Annotated in this window: 15 protein-coding genes and 3 pseudogenes; 5 read left to right on the top strand and 13 right to left on the bottom strand. The window is 42.1% G+C overall.

Translation table 11 applies throughout. The features are described 5' to 3' along the window. Positions 1-46 precede the first annotated feature (46 nt). Genes KFB94_06595 through KFB94_06580 form a run of 4 tightly spaced genes read right to left on the bottom strand, consistent with a single transcriptional unit; the run spans position 47 to position 2536 of the window. On the bottom strand, positions 47-523 hold the full coding sequence (locus KFB94_06595; GenBank protein QVL44964.1) for a DUF456 family protein: 477 nt from the start codon (positions 521-523) through the stop codon (positions 47-49). Further along, positions 524-1258 (bottom strand): monofunctional biosynthetic peptidoglycan transglycosylase, encoded by a 735-nt coding sequence (gene mtgA / locus KFB94_06590; protein QVL44963.1) that lies wholly within the window; start codon positions 1256-1258, stop codon positions 524-526. Then, a complete protein-coding gene (gene aroE / locus KFB94_06585) occupies positions 1259-2083 on the bottom strand; it encodes a shikimate dehydrogenase (GenBank protein ID QVL44962.1) in 825 nt (274 codons plus the stop codon). It abuts the gene before it with no gap. 3 nt (positions 2084-2086) lie between these two features. Beyond that, positions 2087-2536, bottom strand: a complete 450-nt coding sequence (locus tag KFB94_06580; GenBank protein ID QVL46599.1) for a rhodanese-like domain-containing protein — start codon at positions 2534-2536, stop codon at positions 2087-2089. 311 nt (positions 2537-2847) lie between these two features. On the opposite strand from KFB94_06580, the gene glnA reads away from it, so the two are divergent. The 4 genes and pseudogenes from glnA (at position 2848) to ntrC (ending at position 7536) form a co-directional block, all read left to right on the top strand. Continuing rightward, positions 2848-4263 (top strand): type I glutamate--ammonia ligase, encoded by a 1416-nt coding sequence (gene glnA / locus KFB94_06575; GenBank protein ID QVL46598.1) that lies wholly within the window; start codon positions 2848-2850, stop codon positions 4261-4263. A gap of 184 nt (positions 4264-4447) precedes the next feature. Next, positions 4448-4954 (top strand): annotated as a pseudogene (locus tag KFB94_06570) (DUF4124 domain-containing protein). 64 nt (positions 4955-5018) lie between these two features. Next, positions 5019-6113 carry a PAS domain-containing protein gene (locus tag KFB94_06565; GenBank protein QVL44961.1) on the top strand — a complete coding sequence of 365 codons (1095 nt, stop codon included), beginning with the start codon at positions 5019-5021 and terminating at the stop codon, positions 6111-6113. Between the two features lie 34 nt (positions 6114-6147). Further along, positions 6148-7536, top strand: a complete 1389-nt coding sequence (gene ntrC, locus KFB94_06560) for a nitrogen regulation protein NR(I) (protein ID QVL44960.1) — start codon at positions 6148-6150, stop codon at positions 7534-7536. Positions 7537-7712: 176 nt separating this feature from the next. Here the strand turns inward: ntrC and KFB94_06555 are convergent, their stop codons facing one another. The 9 genes and pseudogenes from KFB94_06555 to KFB94_06515 form a co-directional block, all read right to left on the bottom strand. Next, positions 7713-8387 (bottom strand): hypothetical protein, encoded by a 675-nt coding sequence (locus KFB94_06555; protein ID QVL44959.1) that lies wholly within the window; start codon positions 8385-8387, stop codon positions 7713-7715. A gap of 256 nt (positions 8388-8643) precedes the next feature. Then, positions 8644-9882 (bottom strand): porin, encoded by a 1239-nt coding sequence (locus tag KFB94_06550; protein ID QVL44958.1) that lies wholly within the window; start codon positions 9880-9882, stop codon positions 8644-8646. Between the two features lie 488 nt (positions 9883-10370). Further along, positions 10371-11453, bottom strand: a complete 1083-nt coding sequence (aroB, locus tag KFB94_06545) for a 3-dehydroquinate synthase (protein ID QVL44957.1) — start codon at positions 11451-11453, stop codon at positions 10371-10373. Further along, the gene (gene aroK, locus KFB94_06540) at positions 11450-12001 is read right to left on the bottom strand and encodes a shikimate kinase AroK (GenBank protein QVL44956.1); all 552 of its coding nucleotides are present in this window, start codon (positions 11999-12001) and stop codon (positions 11450-11452) included. The genes aroB and aroK overlap by 4 nt, the downstream gene beginning before the upstream one ends. Before the next feature lie 66 nt (positions 12002-12067). After that, positions 12068-14233, bottom strand: coding sequence for a type IV pilus secretin PilQ (gene pilQ, locus KFB94_06535; protein QVL44955.1), 2166 nt, complete (start codon positions 14231-14233; stop codon positions 12068-12070). Between the two features lie 27 nt (positions 14234-14260). Next, on the bottom strand, positions 14261-14782 hold the full coding sequence (locus KFB94_06530) for a pilus assembly protein PilP (protein ID QVL44954.1): 522 nt from the start codon (positions 14780-14782) through the stop codon (positions 14261-14263). After that, on the bottom strand, positions 14769-15422 hold the full coding sequence (locus KFB94_06525; GenBank protein ID QVL44953.1) for a type 4a pilus biogenesis protein PilO: 654 nt from the start codon (positions 15420-15422) through the stop codon (positions 14769-14771). Before KFB94_06525 ends, KFB94_06530 begins: the two co-directional genes overlap by 14 nt. Before the next feature lie 80 nt (positions 15423-15502). After that, positions 15503-16078 (bottom strand): annotated as a pseudogene (locus KFB94_06520) (PilN domain-containing protein). Beyond that, positions 16079-17077, bottom strand: a pseudogene (locus KFB94_06515) (pilus assembly protein PilM). A 316-nt stretch (positions 17078-17393) separates the two neighbouring features. Here KFB94_06515 and KFB94_06510 point away from each other — a divergent pair. Beyond that, positions 17394-19904, top strand: coding sequence for a penicillin-binding protein 1A (locus KFB94_06510; protein ID QVL44952.1), 2511 nt, complete (start codon positions 17394-17396; stop codon positions 19902-19904). The last annotated feature ends 6 nt before the right edge of the window (positions 19905-19910 follow it).

Below are 19910 nucleotides of genomic sequence, written 5' to 3'. Positions count from 1 at the left end.
TGCTGGAAAAAAGCGAGGAACCAGCCTCACTTAATTGATTGGCAGATTATGAGAAATATAGATAGGTAAACATCACCATAATAATAAGCGCTAATATGAGCTTAAGTATCAATGCCACCACAAACCCTAAACCAGCAGCAAATCCTACTCGCGCCACATCTGCCGAATGGTTACGCGCAATCAATTCACCAATTACAGCGCCAACAATGGGCCCGATTATCAAACCGACAATACCGCCAACAATTCCAACTACCGCACCAATGAGTGTGCCATAAAGCGCCAGCTTACTCGCATTGGCTTTTTTGGCGGTTAAATAGGACCCAAAGAAATCAACTAACCATGCCAATAATGCGATCACCCCGATTATGATCATGCTCGTTTGACTCACACGCGAGAAATCGTCTATCCAAGCGGCTAGCAATAAGCCACAAAAAATTAACACAATACCTGGCAAGATAGGGACTAATAATCCAATAAATCCTGTAACAACCAACAACACAACAAGCAACCAATACCAGTCCATTTACGGCACCTGTACTTGGTATAATCGCGCTTGTATTGTTGCTGTACGTCGATTGATATAGCCGGTATAACGATGTTTATCGTAAAAGCGAGGATTTGGCACTATAACCGCCAATTTTGCCGCCTGTGTTGCAGTTAAATGATGGGCACCTGTTTTGTAGTAGTGACGTGCGGCCGCCTCTACCCCAAACACACCATTGCCCCACTCAATCATGTTGAGATAAATTTCATAAATGCGCTGTTTGCTTAGGATATTCTCTAGCATGATTGTGATGATGACCTCTTCACCCTTTCTAAACAAAGAACGATTACTAGATAAAAACATATTTTTAGCCAGTTGCTGCGTAATCGTTGAACCACCAGCAACCAATTTGCCTTTTTTAATATTCTTTTTATAAGCTGCTTCTATGCCTTGCCAATCAAAGCCTTTGTGCTGCAAAAATTTTGCATCTTCACTGGCAATCACTGCGCGCTTTAAATTTTTGGATATTTTTTCATAATCAACCCACTCATGTTTGATGGTTGCCTCTGGATTTTCTGCGCGCAACTCACTTAATCGAATACGCATAAATGATGATGAAGAGGGGTTAAACTGAATCCACCATGCAATATTCAACAACACCCAAAGATTAAATATCAACAACCACAACAAAAGCACGACAATCAGGCGATTGACGTAACCCAAAAAAACCAACGGCTTTGCATTTGGCTTATCGTTAAAGAACCAAACTAACAATTAGTTAGCCCTCAGTTGTGCAATCACCGCCTGTGTATCAGGGCGCACGCCGCGCCACAAGTAAAATGCATGTGCGGCCTGCTCGACTAACATACCCAACCCATCTACCGCCCTTGCACCAGCAGCGCGCGCTTGCTGCAAAAAGGGTGTTTCGCGACCATACATCATGTCATACGCCAGTGTATTCGATGAAAAAATGCCATTGGGTATAGGTAAGGCAGAATCCGTCAATCCTGCGGAAGTTGCATTAATGACAATATCAAATGCTTGGCTTCCCAAGCTTTCAAAAAGTGAAGCGGTAATCGTTGTAACAGGCGCCTCTTTTATTGCAGCCACTTTTTGCTGCATGGTATAAACCTTTTCAATAGAGCGATTTACCACAACAAACACGCTAGGCAATTGCTTAGCAATATCGGCAGCCACACCTTGTGCGGCGCCACCAGCACCAATCAACAACACACGCTTTCCCTGCAAAGCAATTGCTAGATTGTGCTGTATATCGGTCACTAATCCAACACCATCCGTGTTCTCTGCAACAATCACATTTTCACGAAATAATAAGGTATTAGCCGCCTCCGCATTCATCACACTCATATTGCGCTGATGTGCCAGCTGAAACGCCTCAAACTTAAATGGCACTGTGACATTCACACCTTGATAACCATCAGCCACCAATTGCTTCAGCGTATCAGCAAAACCATCTAGCGGCGCCAATATCGCCTCATAACTAATATCTTGATGCGTTTGTTTTGCAAACGCAGCATGAATCATCGGTGATTTGCTATGCGCAATTGGATGACCTAATACCGCATATTTATCTGTCATACTTTAATTATGCCAAGGCAGCCCAGCATGACGCCATCCATTAATTAAGGTACGTTGATGCTCAGCATTCGCCTCACCCTCAAAGCCCTCCAACATATTGTAGGCTTCTGCAAACCCCAAAGATGCAGCCAAAGCGGCTGCATGATGTGAGCGCCCGCCAGTGCGACACATAAAGATAACCAACGCCTCTTTATCAACTTGCATTTCTAAATGCGCGGCAAAATCCGGGTTTGCCACCATGCCAGGATAAAAGGCCCATTCAATATTCATAGCATTAGGCACTTGACCAACCAATGCAAGTTCTGCATGTGTACGCACATCAACCAAAACCGCATGTGCTGCTTTTTCCATCACGTCATATGCTTCGGTAGGGGTCAGTGCACCAGAATAAGCGAGCTTATTGTCTTCGGCCCGTTTTTTTGCGCGTTTGAGTATTTCATTAATCGCTTCCATCGTCCTTAATCCTTTCTTCATCAAGATTACATGCATGAGATGATGCGTTTTCAACATGCACCAATATTAGCTGAGTATATCGTTTTTTCATTTGAAATAAACAACCATATTAAGCACCAATACAGTGCAATTTTTGCAAAAAAGCACTGTATTAGTGCAACCATACACTATTGAACCCCCGAATTTGGCTTGCACCCTCGTTTTAATGCTTTTTATAATGGCATACTTCCTGCTAATATTCGGTATTGAATTCTTTTTTTTAAATAATTATCTATATTCAATTTTACGTTTAATTCATTCAATATTAGGAGATTGTAATGTCCGTAGCAAATGTAATGAAGCTTATCAAAGAAAACGACATCAAATTTGTCGATTTCCGCTTTACAGACACTCGCGGTAAAGAGCAACACACCAGCGTTCCAGTGTCAGCATTTAACGAAGAAAAATTTACAGAAGGCCATGCTTTTGATGGCTCTTCTATTGCGGGCTGGAAAGGCATTCAAGCTTCTGATATGCAATTGATGCCTGATGCATCCACTGCAAATATTGATCCATTTATGGACGAACCAACATTAATCTTGACCTGTGATGTGATTGATCCAACAGATGGCAAAGGCTACGACCGTGATCCACGTTCCATTGCTAAGCGCGCTGAAGCTTACTTAAAATCAAGTGGCATTGGTGATACCGCTTACTTTGGCCCAGAGCCAGAGTTCTTCATTTTTGACAATGTTGCTTGGAATGTTGGCATGGGCGGCAGCTCAGTTAAAATCAACTCTGAAGAAGCCGCTTGGCAATCAGGCGACTCATTTGAGGGTGGCAATACAGGTCACCGTCCAAAAGTAAAAGGTGGTTATTTCCCAGTTCCTCCCGTTGATTCATTGCATGATATTCGCTCTGCAATGTGTATGACTTTAGAAGAGATGGGTGTGCCCGTTGAAGTACATCATCACGAAGTAGCAACTGCCGGTCAATGTGAAATTGGTACGCAATTTTCTAGTCTTGTGCAACGCGCAGACTGGACACAAATTTTAAAATACGTGGTTTTAAACACCGCGCACGCTTATGGCAAAACAGCAACCTTTATGCCAAAACCACTCCTTGGCGACAACGGCTCTGGTATGCACGTACATCAATCTGTATGGAAAGATGGTAAAAACCTGTTTGCAGGTGACGGCTATGCTGGATTGAGTGAGTTTGCGCTTTTTTACATTGGCGGCATTATTAAACATGCGCGTGCTTTAAATGCAATCACCAACCCAAGCACCAACTCATACAAACGTTTGGTACCAGGTTTTGAAGCGCCAGTTAAATTAGCTTACTCTGCCAAAAACCGCTCTGCTTCTATTCGCGTACCATTCGTACACTCTGATAAAGCACGTCGTATTGAGGCACGCTTCCCAGATCCTACTGCCAACCCATATTTGGCTTTTGCTGCATTACTCATGGCGGGTCTTGATGGCGTACAAAACAAAATTCATCCAGGTGAAGCAGCAACTAAAGATTTATACCATCTTCCACCAGAAGAAGATGCAAAAATCCCAACGGTTGCCTCTTCATTAGAGCAAGCATTACAAGCACTGCAAGATGGCCATGAGTTCTTAACTCGTGGCGGCGTCTTCTCGCAAGATTGGGTAGATTCCTACATTACATTCAAAATGGATGAAGTGACGCAACAACGCATGACACCAACACCATTAGAGTTTGATATGTACTACAGTTGCTAGTTTTTTTTATAGCATCAAATAAAGGACAGCTTGCTGTCCTTTATTTATTATTGCGTCGCAAGTCTCAATTACACAATTCTAAATTACATTATTCAACACTATTGCATAGAGCAAAATTGCTATGGTCAACCAATTTAACAATATCATCGTTGCTAACAATCACACTCTCATCTAAACTAGTTATATGTATAAATTGCTCCTAATTATTTCGCTGTAATTCGCTTCCAGTCTACCTTTTCTCAGCATGGCAGATATCTATAAGCATGTTGATGAAAGTGGTCATGTCACCTATTCAAATGTAAAAATAAAAGGTAGCAAAAAAATAGACCTCGGTTCTAAAGGCACCAGCTTTGGTACCAATCAAGACAGCGCATCCAAAACTAAATCTTCGACACCAACGCAATTTCCTAGCGTCGATAACGATACACAAAAACAAAGAGACCAAGCACGAAAAGAAATCTTATTATCCAAACTCGCCGCCGAGAGAGCAGCGCTAGTAGCCGCCAAAAAAGCCTATGCAGAAGGCGAAGCGAATCCAGAAATCTCTACCATTAGAAATGCAAATGGCACTACGCGCACCTTCCGTAATGTACCTAAGTTTCAAGAAAAAATGAAACAGTTAAAAATGAATGTCGATGTGCATCAGCGCAATATTATTTTACTAGAGCAAGAAATAAGCAGGATTAAGTAATATAAAGCTGGCTTATATTTTGCTTAGATAAGGGCATCAATCTCAATTAGTGCTAGTATTATTCATGGTTCAAAAAATCCCAGCATGTTTTACAGGTTTAGAATATCTTGCCAGCTCTGTCATTTTGCTGAGTGCCAATAAGCAAGTGATCTACATGAATCCAAGTGCAGAGATATTATTTGCGCTTAGTTCAACTCAGGTGGTCAATAACGATATATCTGCCTTATTTATCAATTGCGACATTTTAGATACCGCTATCGAAAACGCGACTAAAAACAATAATCCATTAAGAGAGCATGAGCTAATCATCACCACGGTTCGCCAAGAGTCTTTTTCTGTCACCTGCACCATCACACCAATTGACATGCATGACGCAAAAATACTACTAGAATTTCAACAAATGGATCAGCAATTACGCATTGCAAAAGAAGATCGCATGTTGATTCAACAACAAGCAAACTCCGAATTATTGCGTAATTTAGCGCATGAAATTCGCAACCCATTAGGTGGATTAAGGGGCGCAGCGCAATTGCTAGAGCACGAGCTGCCACACCAAAATTTGCGTGAATATACGCAAGTGATTATAAAAGAAGCCGATAGACTACACAGTCTAATGGATAGGCTATTGGTGCCGCATCGTGTGCCTCAATATGAACCAACCAATATTCATGAAGTGCTTGAGCGGGTACGCAGCCTTTTATTAGCAGAATCGCCCAATAATATTATCGTACAGAGAGATTACGATACCAGCCTGCCAGAACTAATTGGCGATCGTGAAAAACTCATCCAAGCAGTACTCAACATCGCACGCAACGCTGTGCAAGCACTATTGTCACATCAAGTACAAGAAGCAAAAGTCACATTAAGGACGCGTGCGGAACGACAAGTCACATTAAGCAAAAAACGTTATCGCGTCGCCATTAAACTAGAAATCATCGATAATGGCCCTGGTATCCCTGCTGATTTATTGGATAAAATATTTTATCCTTTGGTCTCGGGTCGCGAGGGTGGATCAGGCTTAGGGCTTGCTTTAGCACAAACATTCATTACCCAACATCATGGCATGATTGATTGCAAAAGCCAGCCGGGCAATACCTGTTTCACTATTTTGTTACCAGTAGAAAGTACTGTCATTAAACATGCCATGATTGCACAATAAAATTCGAGTAACAATTTAAGCAAAGCACACACATATGAAACCAATTTGGATATTAGACGACGACAAATCGATACGCTGGGTATTTGAAAAAGCACTTGCCCGCTCGGAATTAGCCTTTAAAACTTTTTCCTCTACTGCCGATGCGCTAGCTATGCTCGATACAGAGTTACCGCAAGTGATTGTGAGCGATATCCGAATGCCAGGTGGTTCTGGCTTAGATTTTTTATCAGAAGTAAAAGAAAAGCATCCCGATATTCCTGTCATTATCATGACTGCTTATTCCGATTTAGAGAGTGCAGTTGCTGCATTTCAGCATGGTGCGTTTGAATATTTAGCAAAACCGTTTGATGTCGATCAAGCGATTGATGTGATTAAACGTGCTGTCGATGAAACACTACGCCAAGAAGTTGAAAGCATTGCCTTGGAAGAAACACCTGAAATAATTGGACAAGCGCCGGCCATGCAAGAAGTATTTCGCGCCATTGGCCGCCTTAGCCGCTCACACGCAACCGTATTGATTAATGGCGAGTCTGGCAGCGGGAAAGAGTTGGTCGCAAGCGCCTTACATCGGCACAGCCCTCGAGCAGATAATCCGTTTATTGCGATTAATACCGCTGCCATTCCGAAAGATTTATTAGAATCAGAATTATTTGGACATGAGCGTGGTGCCTTCACTGGCGCACAGGCAGCTCGACTCGGACGTTTTGAACAAGCCGATAAAGGCACATTGTTTTTAGATGAAATTGGCGATATGCCTGCCGATTTACAAACAAGACTATTGCGCGTGCTCAGTGATGGCCAGTTTTACCGCATTGGCGGTCACCAGCCTATTAAAGTCAATGTAAGAGTCATTGCAGCGACGCATCAAAACTTAGAAGAATGCGTTAAACTTGGCTTATTCCGCGAAGACTTATTTCACCGTTTAAATGTGATTCGCTTACGCCTACCTGCATTGCGCGAACGACGCGAAGATATCCCATTACTAGCAAAATACTTCTTACAACAAAGCGCAGTGAATTTAGGGGTGGATGCTAAGGTATTGTCTACAGACGCACTCAAGTATTTAAGCACAGTCAATTGGAGCGGCAATGTACGCCAGCTAGAAAACGTCTGTCACTGGCTGACTGTGATGGCACCAGGCCAAAATGTCGACGTGGCTGATTTACCCCCAGAGCTAAAAGAAAATGGCTCGCAAAAAGCAACAAACAATAGTTGGCAAGAGGCATTAGCGCAAGAAGTGGCCGATGCCCTCAATCGTGGTGAACAAGGTATTCTCGACAGCATTACAAAAGACTTCGAACGGGTCATGATCAAAAAAGCCTTACAACACACCGGTGGTCGCCGTATTGAAGCCGCAACACAACTTGGCATGGGTCGCAATACGCTCACCAGAAAGATACAAGAGTTGGGTATAGAGGATTAATCAACATAGACTGCCGCGCTACGCTCGCAGTGACGGCCGTGCATGACACAGAAAGCTGTCATCGCGAACGCAGTGAAGCAATCCATTGAACACCAGACAGCCGCGCTTTGCCGACAGTGACAGTGATTCATGATTGAGAGGATATGATAGCCCTCAAACAATACAGCTATTGATGTTTACACCTTAACTTGTTGGCTTCGCCAAACTGGAAACGAGTTATATTTTTGGGCATCTATCTTGCTAACAAAAAACACCTGCGCCAATCGCGAATCTTTTAATGTTTTGCCAAAAAACGTATTAGCCGCATGGTAATGCCTACCTTCATACAATATCAGGGTGTTATAGACATTATTAATGCGTACTACCTCATCAAACATATCATGATAAGAGGTATCCATAATGATTTTTCCTTCATCAAAGCGCCTATCATTATCTTTGAGACTCCTTTGATATTTTTCTTCATCAAACTGACTATTTGGTTTGAATAAAGAAGTGCCTGCATTTAACGGCGCATCGGGTGTTAAGTATAAAACAGCAGCAAACACAGTATTTTGATCAGCATGAATCACACCTCGCCCAAACTCAGCAGAAACACTTTGAAAGCTAGTGGTAATCGCCCATTGCATATAATCATGCTCTGGGTTGTGGAACAATGAGATTATTCTTTTGCAAACACGCTCAAACATGGGTTTATTAATAATAGATAAATCTTTTGTACGGCAGCCAGGAAACACATACTCCACTCCTTTTAGCTGGCGTCTAAATTGGTACTTTTGGCTTAATGCAAAGGTTCTCACCGCATCTGGATCGTCATAAAAGTTTTCAACAATAGTAACTGGATATAAATTCATGGTTAACCTTAAAGACTGCATTGATTATATTCAACATTTTGAATATCAATAAGTTTAAATGAGTACATGGTTAACAGCAACCATAGTTGACTTTTCTGTAAGATGGAGCAGCGCAACAACACAAACTATGTTGCAGCATTGACAACAACCAACAGAACACCAAGCTAACCACGCACAATGACCAATAAAAAACGGCAACCGAAGTTGCCGTTTTATATCACATTACAGCGTAATGCTGTATCAGATTGATTTTATCCTAGAAGAATAAGATCGCACCAAGTGATACTGTTCTTGCTTTTGCTGTCTCATCAGCAGCGCCTCTGTTGTTCACATCACGCTCTGACTCTGAATATTCAGCAACCAAGTTCAAGTGTTTTGTGATTGGGTGGTATGCACCAATAACCCACATTGAATCTTCGATATCACTAAATCCATCAACACGGTTACCATCTAAAGTAGACTCACCATATGACACACCAACTTTAGTTGCTGTTGGTAGTGCGTATGTCGCTTGCACATACCATTGGTCTGAATCACGTGAGCGACCAGTTTCATCAAAACCACCTGCTAATTGAACTGTTTGACCAATACCATCACCACTACCATAGTAAGCAGTTAAACCTAAACCTGCAACATTAACAGTTGTACCAATATCGAAAGCTGTTGCGCGGTCATCGCTTAGAGCAACTTCAGAACCAGACACAAATGCAGATAATCCTTCAACTTTTTGTGAAATAAATGATGCCCACACTTTACCAGCAACATCACCAGTCCACTCATAAGATGCTTTACCCTCGTAAGCTGATTGTGAACCACCACGTCTAGTACTAAACGCGCTTGTTGTGTCAGTTGAAATATCGCCGTCGCCAATAGCATTAAATGCTTGCGTAACACCAACTGTGAAACTAAAGCCATTCCAATTTGGTGATGTGTAAGCCACTTGTGATTTCCAGTCAGCATACATAAAGCCAGTACCAATACGACCTAATGTTGTTGTATTACCAGCTAATGATCCAGCACTTGAACCCACGCCTAACAAGGTCATGTCGTTAAGAATCGCATCTGATGCATAGATACCAAGATCTTTACCAAGTTTGATAGAACCCCATGAAGCATCACCAAATGTTAAGAATGCTTGACGGTTTTCTTGTTGTGAACCTTGGAAACCAGCTTGTGTTGTAGAAGCACCTGGGTTAATAGAGATCGTGAAAGCAACATCTAAATCATTTTGACGTGTTTTACCAGAAACTGATAGGTAATTTGGTAGCAAACCTGTTGTGATGTTATTTACTGAATCAGCATTACCATCACCTAAACCCAATGGACCTGCACCTGCTCCAGTATCGCCGCTGAATGATGTATTTGTGTAGTAAGCGTTTACCACACCGCCGATGTCTAGTGTCCAATCACCAGCTGGGATCATGATACCAGCTTGTGCGCTTGAAGCACCAGCAACTAACGCTGCTGCAACTGCTAATTTTAACTTGTTGTTCATGTAATTCTCCTAAAGTTTTTTACTTAAATTTTTACTGCTTTTTTACTACTTATATTTATATATGCTCACTTTAATTGATGACTATTATCTAAACTAGTCAACATAGTGAGTATTGTTTTAAACATTCTTTAGCTGTAATGGTTAATTGAATTGACCATTTAAGCCAAGAAGGTTATGGGCTAGTATGCCAAAGCTTGGTCTTGCCAAGCAAGCCTTAACTTATTTTTACCTTGTGTTTTTTTCATTTGTTGTGTTATTACAACAAATTTGCTTGCTTGTGGCTTTTTTTATGTTGTTTGTCAAAGCATATTGCATTATCGCGCTTTGCTCGCAGTGACCTTTATTGTCTTTGCGAGGAACGCAGTGACGAAGCCATCTATTGGCTTGCAATAAGTGGTTTGCCATGCAGAAAGGCATGTGAGAAATGCTATAAAAGTCTATCGTGTTGCGATCACTATCATCAATGATAGTGATCTAATGATAGTGATCTAATGATAATGATCTAGGGTTAATTGCAGTGCTTTGCTGTCATATTCACTGGTCATCAAGGCTTTACCTATCCCTTGCTGCAAGACCAATCGGATTTTTCCATCTTGTACTTTTTTATCCAATCCCATCAGTTCAAGATATTTTTCGACACCTAATGCTGGGGGTATTTGTGGTAGCTTGGCGGATTGAAAGATGTTTTGCATGCGTTGTACGTCGCTTGTATTTAGCCAGCCCATACGTAATGACAGATTGGCCGCCATCATGGTGCCTGCCGCTACTGCCTCGCCATGTAACCAAACGCCATAGCCCATTGCATTTTCAATTGCATGGCCAAATGTGTGGCCAAGATTCAGCAAGGCACGTTCGCCTGCTTCTTTTTCATCGGCGGCTACAACATCGGCTTTATTGTTGCATGAGCGATAAACAGCTTCGCAAACGACAGCTTCATCCAATGCCATTAATGATGACATATGCTTTTCTAGCCAATCAAAAAAAGCGGCGTCACGGATAAGCCCATATTTAATGACTTCAGCAACACCTGCCGATAGTTCACGTTGAGGCAAAGTGTGCAGCGTATTGGTGTCGATTAACACGAGTTGTGGCTGATAAAACGCACCTATCATGTTTTTGCCTTTTGGGTGATTGATGCCAGTTTTGCCGCCAACACTAGAGTCTACTTGCGATAATAAAGTGGTGGGGATTTGAATAAATGGCACCCCGCGCAGATAAGTTGCGGCGGCATAGCCAGTTAAATCGCCAATAACACCGCCACCCAAAGCAATCAGTGTTGTATTTCGTTCACAACGCGCATTAATTAAGGCGTCATAAATCATATTGAGTGTTTCAGTATTTTTATATTGTTCGCCATCTGGCAGAACAATCTCAACCACCCGCACTCCAGCATCACGCAATGGCTGTGCAATTTTTGCTAAATACAGTGGCGCAACGGTTGTATTACTCACAATTGCCACCTGCTTTTGCTTTAGGTGTTGTAATAATAATGCTGTTTCGTTCAGCATGCCTGGCCCTATGTGGATAGGGTAGCTGCGTTCGGCTAAGGCGACATTCAATATTTGTTTCATAATGCTTTATAAGTTTTCTTAATTTGATTAATCAGCACACTGGCTGGCTGTCTTCCAGTATCGACAATACAATCGGCGACTTCTGTATAAATAGGATGCCGTTCTTGATAGAGTTGTTCTAGCTTGGCTTGTATATCAACATTTTGCAATAGCGGCCGCTGTTTGTCATGGCGCATTCTTTTATATAAATCATTGACAGTTGCACGTAGGTAAATGACATAGCCATTATGTTGAAGTGCCACTCTGTTTTCGGCAAATAAGACTGCACCACCACCCGTTGCTAATACAATATTATCAAGTTGTGTTAGTTCATCAATGACCGCCGCTTCTCGCTTTCTGAATCCTTCTTCACCTTCTAAATCAAAAATCACGGCCACTTTAACACCTGTTCGTGCTTCTATTTCATGGTCGGCATCATAAAAAGTTTTGTCTAGTTGCTTTGCAAGCTGTTTACCAATGGTGGTCTTACCTGCGCCCATCAGTCCGATCAGAAATAAGTTATTTTGCTTGGACACAATAAAAATGCCTATCAATAGAATGATAGGCATTTTAAGGCAAAGTCGACGTTCTGTCAGGTCAAGTTAAGATTGCAAACTTGACTAACAACGTTAACATTAATGCAAGGCCAAGGTTTCATCCATAATTTTTGGCGTTACAAAAATCAACAACTCGGTCTTATCGTCTTGTCTTCTGCGCGTTTTAAATACATTGCCAATGACAGGCAAATCGCCGAAGAATGGCACTTTATTGACCTGATTTCTTTCTTCTTGTTCATAAATGCCACCCAATACCGCTGTTTCGCCATTAGACACCAGCACCTGTATTGTGATGTTTTGTGTATCAATAGACGGCACACCGGCAAAGACTGTACCTACACGTTCTTTTCGCACATCCAAATCCATGATGATTTTATCATCGGGCGTAATTTGCGGCGTGACTTCCAAACTCAATACGGCCTCTTTAAATGATACGGTGGCAGCACCACTAGCTGCAGCCTCCAAAAACGGAATCTCGGTACCCTGTGCTATTTTTGCTTTTTGTTGGTTCGCGGTGGTGACGCGCGGGCTTGAAACAACCTTACCACGATTATCTGTTTCTAAAGCGGTCAGTTCTAGATTGAGTAGCAAGCCTGCTGGCAATCTAAATAAACTGAAGGCAAGACTTCCCAGATTGGTAGAGCTAGTTACAGGGAAATTAGAAGCCAAACCACCAGTACTTGCTGTTTGGACCACTGTCGAACCATCTGCGCTTATCCGTTGCACAGCACTAGTAGAATCTAGGCTACCGCCAATCGCTAGCGTATTTTGCCCCGGCGTTGTGAACGACTCCACACCGAATCTGGCGCCAAGCTCTTTACCAAATTTTTCATCTGCAATCACTAAGCGCGACTCTATCATTACTTGCCTTACAGGAATATCCATCTTATCAAGTACAGCGCGAATCTCTTCTAATTTTCGCGGCGTATCTTGAATAAACAGTGTGTTGGTTCTTGGATCTGAGTTAACCGAACCACGCAATGAGAGAATAGAGTTTCTGTTCATCATCCCTCCAGCACCAGCGCCACCAAAACCGCCGCCGCCACCACCTACGCCGCCTGCACCACCCATATCGCCCCAAAGTAAAATTTTAAAATCATCGGCTTTTTGGTACTTTAATTGAAAGACCTCTGTGACTAAAGGCTCTAACTCTTCAACTGCTTTTGTTGCTTCAAGTGCAGCCTTCTCTTTTGCTGCCACTTCTTCGGCTGGGGCAACAGTAATCACGTTGCCTACTTTACGCATCGTTAAAGCTTTATTTTGCATGATAATATCAAGTGCTTGATCCCAAGGCACATCTTTTAATCTCAGCGTTAAGTTGCCGACCACATTATCACTAGCGACAATATTCAACCCTGTAAACTCGGCAATCACCTGTAAAACTGAACGCACTTCAACATCTTGAAAGTTGAGTGATAGCTTTTCTCCGCTATACCCAGGCTTCACACCTTTAACTAGCTTATTTGGATCTTCTACGACTTTACGTACATCAATAATAAATTTTTTATCCGCTTGATATGCAGACTGCTCCCATTTACCTTGTGGCTCAATCATCACGCGGCTGTTATTGCCCTGCTTGATGGTATCAACATACATAACAGGCGTGTTAAAACCAATGACATTTAAACGGCGTTGCAAGGCGGCAGAAACATCGGTATCTGCAAAATCCACAATGATTTGCTCGCCTTGTTGTTTGATATTGATGCCAGTATTTGGATCTGCTAAATCAATAATGACACGCCCTTCACCGTTTTTACCTCGCGCGAAATCAACATTGGTGATGGCATGATTCCCTTTATTCGCTGGGCGCTCAGCAAAACGCGTTTCAATTGGTGTCTTTGCCACCTGTTCCGCTACACCCAGACTAATGATGACATCACTGCCATCTAATACAGTATTGTAGTTCACTGTTTTTGCCAGATTTAATACTACTCTTGTACGATCTTTGCCTTGTGCTAGGGCAATGCTTTTCAGCAAGCCTTGACCACCTTTGATATTACTTTCTTTTAGGTTGTTGCGTACATTAGGAAAATCCAGCGCGATTCTGGCAGGGCTTTGTAAGGCAAAACTTGCTGGCGGACTTGCTAAGGGTGAGGTCATTTTTATACGAATACTCACTCTGCCGCCTGCCAATGAGGCAAAGTCAACACTTTCTATGTTGTTACTGAAGTCTCCTTCAGCTGCCAAACCAGACGCCATTATACTTAAACTGGATATCAGTAGGATGCCAATCCATTTTTTCATTATTACCGTCATGTTTCTTCCCATTATTTATTCTTGTAAATTGATACTAGCGTCACGTTCAACCCAATCACCATGAAAATCATCCTGCACAACTTCTTTTATGGTGATTGCACCATCTTGAATTGAGTTGATTAAGCCAAAATTTGGCCCAATATAATTGCCAACTCTTAATTGATGTAATACACCATCGGGTGTTTTAATTAATGCAAATTTTGAACCTTGTTTACTCATTGAGCCCACATAGAGCAAACTCTCCAATGGAAAAGACTCCATCAGTTCTTTTGGTCGATTTGTATTCGGCTGTAAAGAGCCAGCACCACGCTTTGTTTGCCGTGCTTTAAAGGGATCTACCAACGTATCATCTGCGTTATAGGGCAAAGGCGTATAGGGCAAAACCTCTGGTAAAGGATCAACTGTCATACTCATATTTACAGCTGCATTTTCCATAAACTGATCAAGATCGTCACCCTGCCCACCATCGCATCCAGCTAAGAAGCAAGAAAGCAAAACAACCACGGCAACATTAAATTGCATGCTACTCAACCTCATTTCTGAACCCTTTTTTATCTTCTTCTGCTTTTCTCTCGGCTACTTCCGATGCGTCAAGATAACGATAGGTTTTTGCTACTGCTTCTAGCACCAACTTGCCACCCCCACCTTTAACATCTTTTTGCAAGGGCGTAATTGATAAATTATCTAACGTCACAATACGTGACAATCTTGAGACGTCTGTGGCAAATGCACCGATATCGTGGTAATTACCTAATACTTTAATTTGTATGGGCATCTCAGCGTAGAAGTCAGCCACTACCTCCTGTACTGGCTTAAATAATTCGAATTCCAAACCACGCCCGAGGCCAGATTGATTAATATCCGTTAATAAGCCATCCATCTGAGAACGATCTGGTAATTGTTTTAATAGGGCACCAAATGTTTTCTCAATATCAACCATTTGCTGTCGATATGCTTCGATTTTAACCGCTTGGCTTTTTTTCGTTAGGAAGGTTTGTCTCAGCTCCTCTTCCTTCGCTTGCGCTTGATCATAAGCTTCTATTGCTGGGCTCCATAACAGAAAATAGCCGGCAATCAATAAAAACAATGCCAATATTCCCAACAACACTAATTTGACTGGAACCGGTAAACTACCCGCGCTTTTCAGATCAATATTATTAAAGTCATCTAATTTCATGATGGCACACTCGTTGATTGAGCAGCTTGCTCTTGGGTTTCGGTTTGCTCTTGGGCTTGCGTTTGTTCTTGGATTTGCGTTTATTCTTGGGTTTCCACTTGCTGTTGGTTTTCTGCCTGCATTTTGAGATTAACATTGACCGTAAAATCGTTTTCTTTGATGTTATTAACTTCCATTGTTTTAATTTCAATTAACACTGGATTTTCTAACCACTGAGAGGCACCTAAATTTCTCACCAACGTCGCCACGCGTGCATTTGTATCAGCAACACCTTCCATTGCAATTTGGCTTTCGGTTTGGTGAATACTTTTGAGGTATAAGCCTTCAGGCAACTGGCGCGCTAGCTCATCCAACAAGACAACCGCTTGACTACGATTGCTTTGCAAATTTTCAACAATGCGCTTTCTTTCTAACACATCATTGATTTGATTTTTCAACTCGCTAATACCGGCAATTTCCATCTCTAAGACTGTAATTGCCTGTTATAACCGTGTATTACGCTCTAACTGGGACTGTTTTTTTGCCCCTATATAACTCCACCCAATAAAGAGAATTGCTGCGGCAGAAACCGCAACAAATAGCGCCATTAAAGCAAATTCTCGTTGCTTTTCGGCACGTCTAATCTGGCGATGTGGAAGTAAGTTAATCCGGACCATTTACTCGACTCCTCGCATGGCCAAACCACATGCAACCATCAATGCTGGGGCGTCAATTGCAACCTTCTGCGGCTTAACTTTTGCACTGAGTGACATGCGATGAAATGGGTTAGCGATGATGACATTGATTTGTGTTTTGGCTTGTACTGCGCTATCAATGCCAGTAATGGCGGCACCACCACCTGCCAAAACAATATGATCAACACGGTTATATTGGGTTGAGCTTGTGAAAAACTGTAATGCTCGAGCTACTTCAACCGATAATGTCTCGACAAAAGGCTCTAATACTTCTGCCTCGTAACTTTGCGGCAAACCACCCTTTCGCTTGGCAATCTCAGCTTCTTCCAACGACAGCCCAAAACGGCGTTGAATTTCTTGTGTCAATTGCGCACATCCAAAAGCCTGTTCACGGATGTAGATTGACTGGTTATTGTGGAGTACATTCAGATGCATGATGGTTGCGCCCATATCAACAATCATGACAGTTTGTCCTTTACCAGAATTTGGCAATTGTGCTGCCACTAACTGATAAGCAGCTTCAGTGGCATAAGTATCCACATCCATCACAATAACCTTGAGCCCCGCATCCTCTGCCGCCGCAACCCGATCTTCTATTTTTTCCTTACGCGCCGCCGCAATGAGCACTTCTACTTCCTCGGGATTGTTGGGCGCAGGGCCAATGACTTGAAACTCAACATTCACTTCTTCTAGTGGGAACGGAATATATTGATTTGCCTCGCCTTCTACCTGCACTTCCATCTCATCTTCTCGCAAGCCTGCCATTAACATGACTTTTTTGGTAATCACTGCTGATGAAGGTAGTGCTAATGCGGCGTTTTTCTGTCTGGTACCTAATAGTTTCTAAGCAAGTTGCACTGCATCAGACACTTGCTCCAAACTCACCACATTACCGTCGACAATCGCATCTTTAGGGATAGCCGCCATTGCATAACCTTCGAGGTGATACCCTCTGCGACCACTGCTGGATAGTTCCACCATCTTAATAGCAGAGGTGCTAATGTCTATACCGATTAATGGGGGGGTGCTTTCACTGAAAAAGTCGAATTTCAAATTAGCATCTTCTTTCTATTTTCATTAGTTATGCGCAAGTGCGATAAATTGCATTAAATCGTAGCAATAAGGCTGAGCGCTGTAAAGAAGTTTCTAACTTTTTAATGGCTCAAAAATAGCTCTGGGTCTGCTTTTTGCGATTTAAGCGACATTAAATCTGAAGAAAGTGCTGTAAGTGGTTTGGTTAATGTGCATAACATTATATACTTCTGTATTACATTAGTTTGATATCAAAATACCAGTTATGAGCCCTAAAAAATGGTGGCATTATCTTATTCTTTTTGCATTAGTGAGCGGCATGGCAGTGACGGCGCTTATCGCGTTATCGATTACACTCATCTACCCAACTTTGCCTTCATTAGAAAAAATCACTGACTATAAACCCATACAACCCTTAAGAATTTATTCAGCAGATGGTTATTTAATGGGTGAGTTTGGCGAAGAAAGACGCGCCTTTACAACAATTGAGAATATTCCAACGCAAATGCAAACTGCAGTATTGGCGATCGAAGATAGGCGTTTTTATCGCCATGGTGGTGTTGATCTAAAAGGCATTTTGCGGGCAATTAAAAATAACCTCTCTGGCGTAAGCCACGAGGGCGCAAGTACCATTACGATGCAGGTGGCTAAAAACTTTTTTACTGGGCCTAATAAAAAACGTAATTTCATCACTAAAATCAAAGAGGCGCTTCTAGCAATCAAAATAGAAAAAACGTTAGAAAAAGATCAGATTCTTGAACTCTATTTAAATCAAATCTATTTAGGCCAACGCTCATATGGATTTTCCGCCGCGGCCCAGGTCTATTTTGCCAAATCACTTGATGAACTAACGCTTGCTGAATGTGCGCTATTAGCCGGCTTACCAAAGGCCCCTTCAAGTTATAACCCATTTAATCGCCCTAAAAAAGCGATTGCAAGACAGCAGGAAGTATTACGCGATATGCGTCGGTATGGGTTGATTGACCAGGCGCAATTTGATGAAGCAGTTGCACAAGCGCTGGTGTTCAAGAAAGCAGAAAAAAGTGCGCTCGCCTTGAATGCTGACTATGTGGCTGAGTTGGTTCGTCAACAATTGTATAAACGCTATGGGGATGATATATACAATAGTGGCTTGAAGGTGCATACCACCATATTAAAGGCTAATCAATCAGCGGCAAATCAAGCTGTTGTTGATGGCATCTTAGATTATCAACAAAGACAAGGCTATAAAAAAGCTGAAAAATGGATTGATTTGTCTCAGCTTAATCAGACCAATCTGGCAGAAGAGATGGAAAAAAGCTTGTCCAACATCATGGCCTATAACGGTTTTATGCCAGCGATTGTGACCAAAGTATCGCCCGACATGGTTGATGTTTTTACCAAAAATGGTGACACCGTTAGTATCACAGAACAAGGTCTGCGTTTATTAAAAAGTAACCTAGCGCTTAAAGATAAAAAGCAACACAAAATTAAACCAGGTTCAGTTGTGCGCATTATTAAAAATAAAGATAGTTGGCAGATTGTGCAATTACCAGAAGTTGAATCTGCTTTGGTCGCATTAAATCCTAAAAATGGCGCTATTACTGCGTTGGTAGGCGGCTTCAATTTCTACAAGAACAAGTATAACCATGTCACACAAGCCTATCGTCAAGCGGGCTCCAGTTTCAAGCCGTTTGTTTATTCGGCAGCTTTAGAAAAAGGGTTTACCCCAGCGAGTATTATTGAAGATGACCCTATTTCAATGACAGGTAGAGAGGTGGGTTCTGGAAAAAAATGGGAGCCAAAAAACTATGATGGGGAATATGACGGTCCAATGCGCATGCGCACAGCGTTAATCAAATCCAAAAATACGGTCTCTATTCGTATTTTAGAAAGTATAGGCACAAAATATGCACAAGATTATGTACAAAGGTTTGGGTTTTTACCAAAACATAATCCAGCCTATCTCACCATGGCTTTAGGCGCTGGTGAAGTAACGCCGCTGGAACTAGCCAACGCTTATGCTATTTTTGCAAATGGTGGTTACCGTATTGAGCCACATTTAATCACCAAAATAGTGGATAGCGAAGACAATATAGTGGAGGAAATGACTTTCCCTATTGCAGAAAAAACAGCACCCCTTGTCATTGATGAGCGTAATGCATTTATCATGACTTCTATGCTCCGCGATGTCGTGCAAAGAGGTACTGCAGCAAGAGCCAAAACACTTGGTAGGCAAGATTTGGCAGGCAAAACAGGCACCACGAATAATACAATTGATGCTTGGTTTGCTGGCTATACGTCTCACGAAGTCGCTGTTTCTTGGATGGGCTATGATCAACCACGTTCACTTGGCAAAGTTGAAACTGGTGGGCGGGCGGCGTTACCTATTTGGATTCAATACATGAAAGCAGCGCTGAAAGATAAACCAGATTTACCCTATCACGAACCAGCTGGGCTAATGTCTTTACGTATTGATCCAATCACGGGCACGCTAGTTGAATCTGGTGATTATGGTATAGATGAGTTTTTTTATAATGAAAATCCGCCACCGTTCCTAGAACTGAATCTACCACCACTAACGGATGTGTTTGACTCTGGTTTTAATCCATTGCAGCCCAATACGTCGACATTTGCCAATCCACCTGCTGACATTAAGCCAGACGTAATGGATAATCAAAATAAAGACGGTTCAACTAGTGGAGCAACCTCTGAGGATACCAAAATCAAAACGCAACGTAAAAATCCAACGAGTACCGATAATGCCAAAAGTGTATTAAACCCTTCTGGGTTTTAATACACC

It is taken from the genome of Methylophilaceae bacterium (assembly GCA_018398995.1).
Lineage (GTDB): Bacteria > Pseudomonadota > Gammaproteobacteria > Burkholderiales > Methylophilaceae.
Note: the sequence above shows the minus strand (reverse complement) of the source record. Positions and strands in the feature narration are given on the sequence as shown.

Bases quoted from the DNA above. Each gene is read 5' to 3' on its own strand.
- KFB94_06595 (QVL44964.1), bottom strand. From the start codon at position 523: ATGGACTGGTATTGGTTGCTTGTTGTGTTGTTGGTTGTTACAGGATTT.
- aroE (QVL44962.1), bottom strand. From the start codon at position 2,083: ATGACAGATAAATATGCGGTATTAGGTCATCCAATTGCGCATAGCAAA.
- KFB94_06580 (QVL46599.1), bottom strand. From the start codon at position 2,536: ATGGAAGCGATTAATGAAATACTCAAACGCGCAAAAAAACGGGCCGAA.
- KFB94_06565 (QVL44961.1), top strand. From the start codon at position 5,019: ATGGTTCAAAAAATCCCAGCATGTTTTACAGGTTTAGAATATCTTGCC.
- ntrC (QVL44960.1), top strand. From the start codon at position 6,148: ATGAAACCAATTTGGATATTAGACGACGACAAATCGATACGCTGGGTA.
- KFB94_06555 (QVL44959.1), bottom strand. From the start codon at position 8,387: ATGAATTTATATCCAGTTACTATTGTTGAAAACTTTTATGACGATCCA.
- KFB94_06550 (QVL44958.1), bottom strand. From the start codon at position 9,882: ATGAACAACAAGTTAAAATTAGCAGTTGCAGCAGCGTTAGTTGCTGGT.
- aroB (QVL44957.1), bottom strand. From the start codon at position 11,453: ATGAAACAAATATTGAATGTCGCCTTAGCCGAACGCAGCTACCCTATC.
- aroK (QVL44956.1), bottom strand. From the start codon at position 12,001: ATGCCTATCATTCTATTGATAGGCATTTTTATTGTGTCCAAGCAAAAT.
- pilQ (QVL44955.1), bottom strand. From the start codon at position 14,233: ATGAAAAAATGGATTGGCATCCTACTGATATCCAGTTTAAGTATAATG.
- KFB94_06530 (QVL44954.1), bottom strand. From the start codon at position 14,782: ATGAGGTTGAGTAGCATGCAATTTAATGTTGCCGTGGTTGTTTTGCTT.
- KFB94_06525 (QVL44953.1), bottom strand. From the start codon at position 15,422: ATGAAATTAGATGACTTTAATAATATTGATCTGAAAAGCGCGGGTAGT.
- KFB94_06510 (QVL44952.1), top strand. From the start codon at position 17,394: ATGAGCCCTAAAAAATGGTGGCATTATCTTATTCTTTTTGCATTAGTG.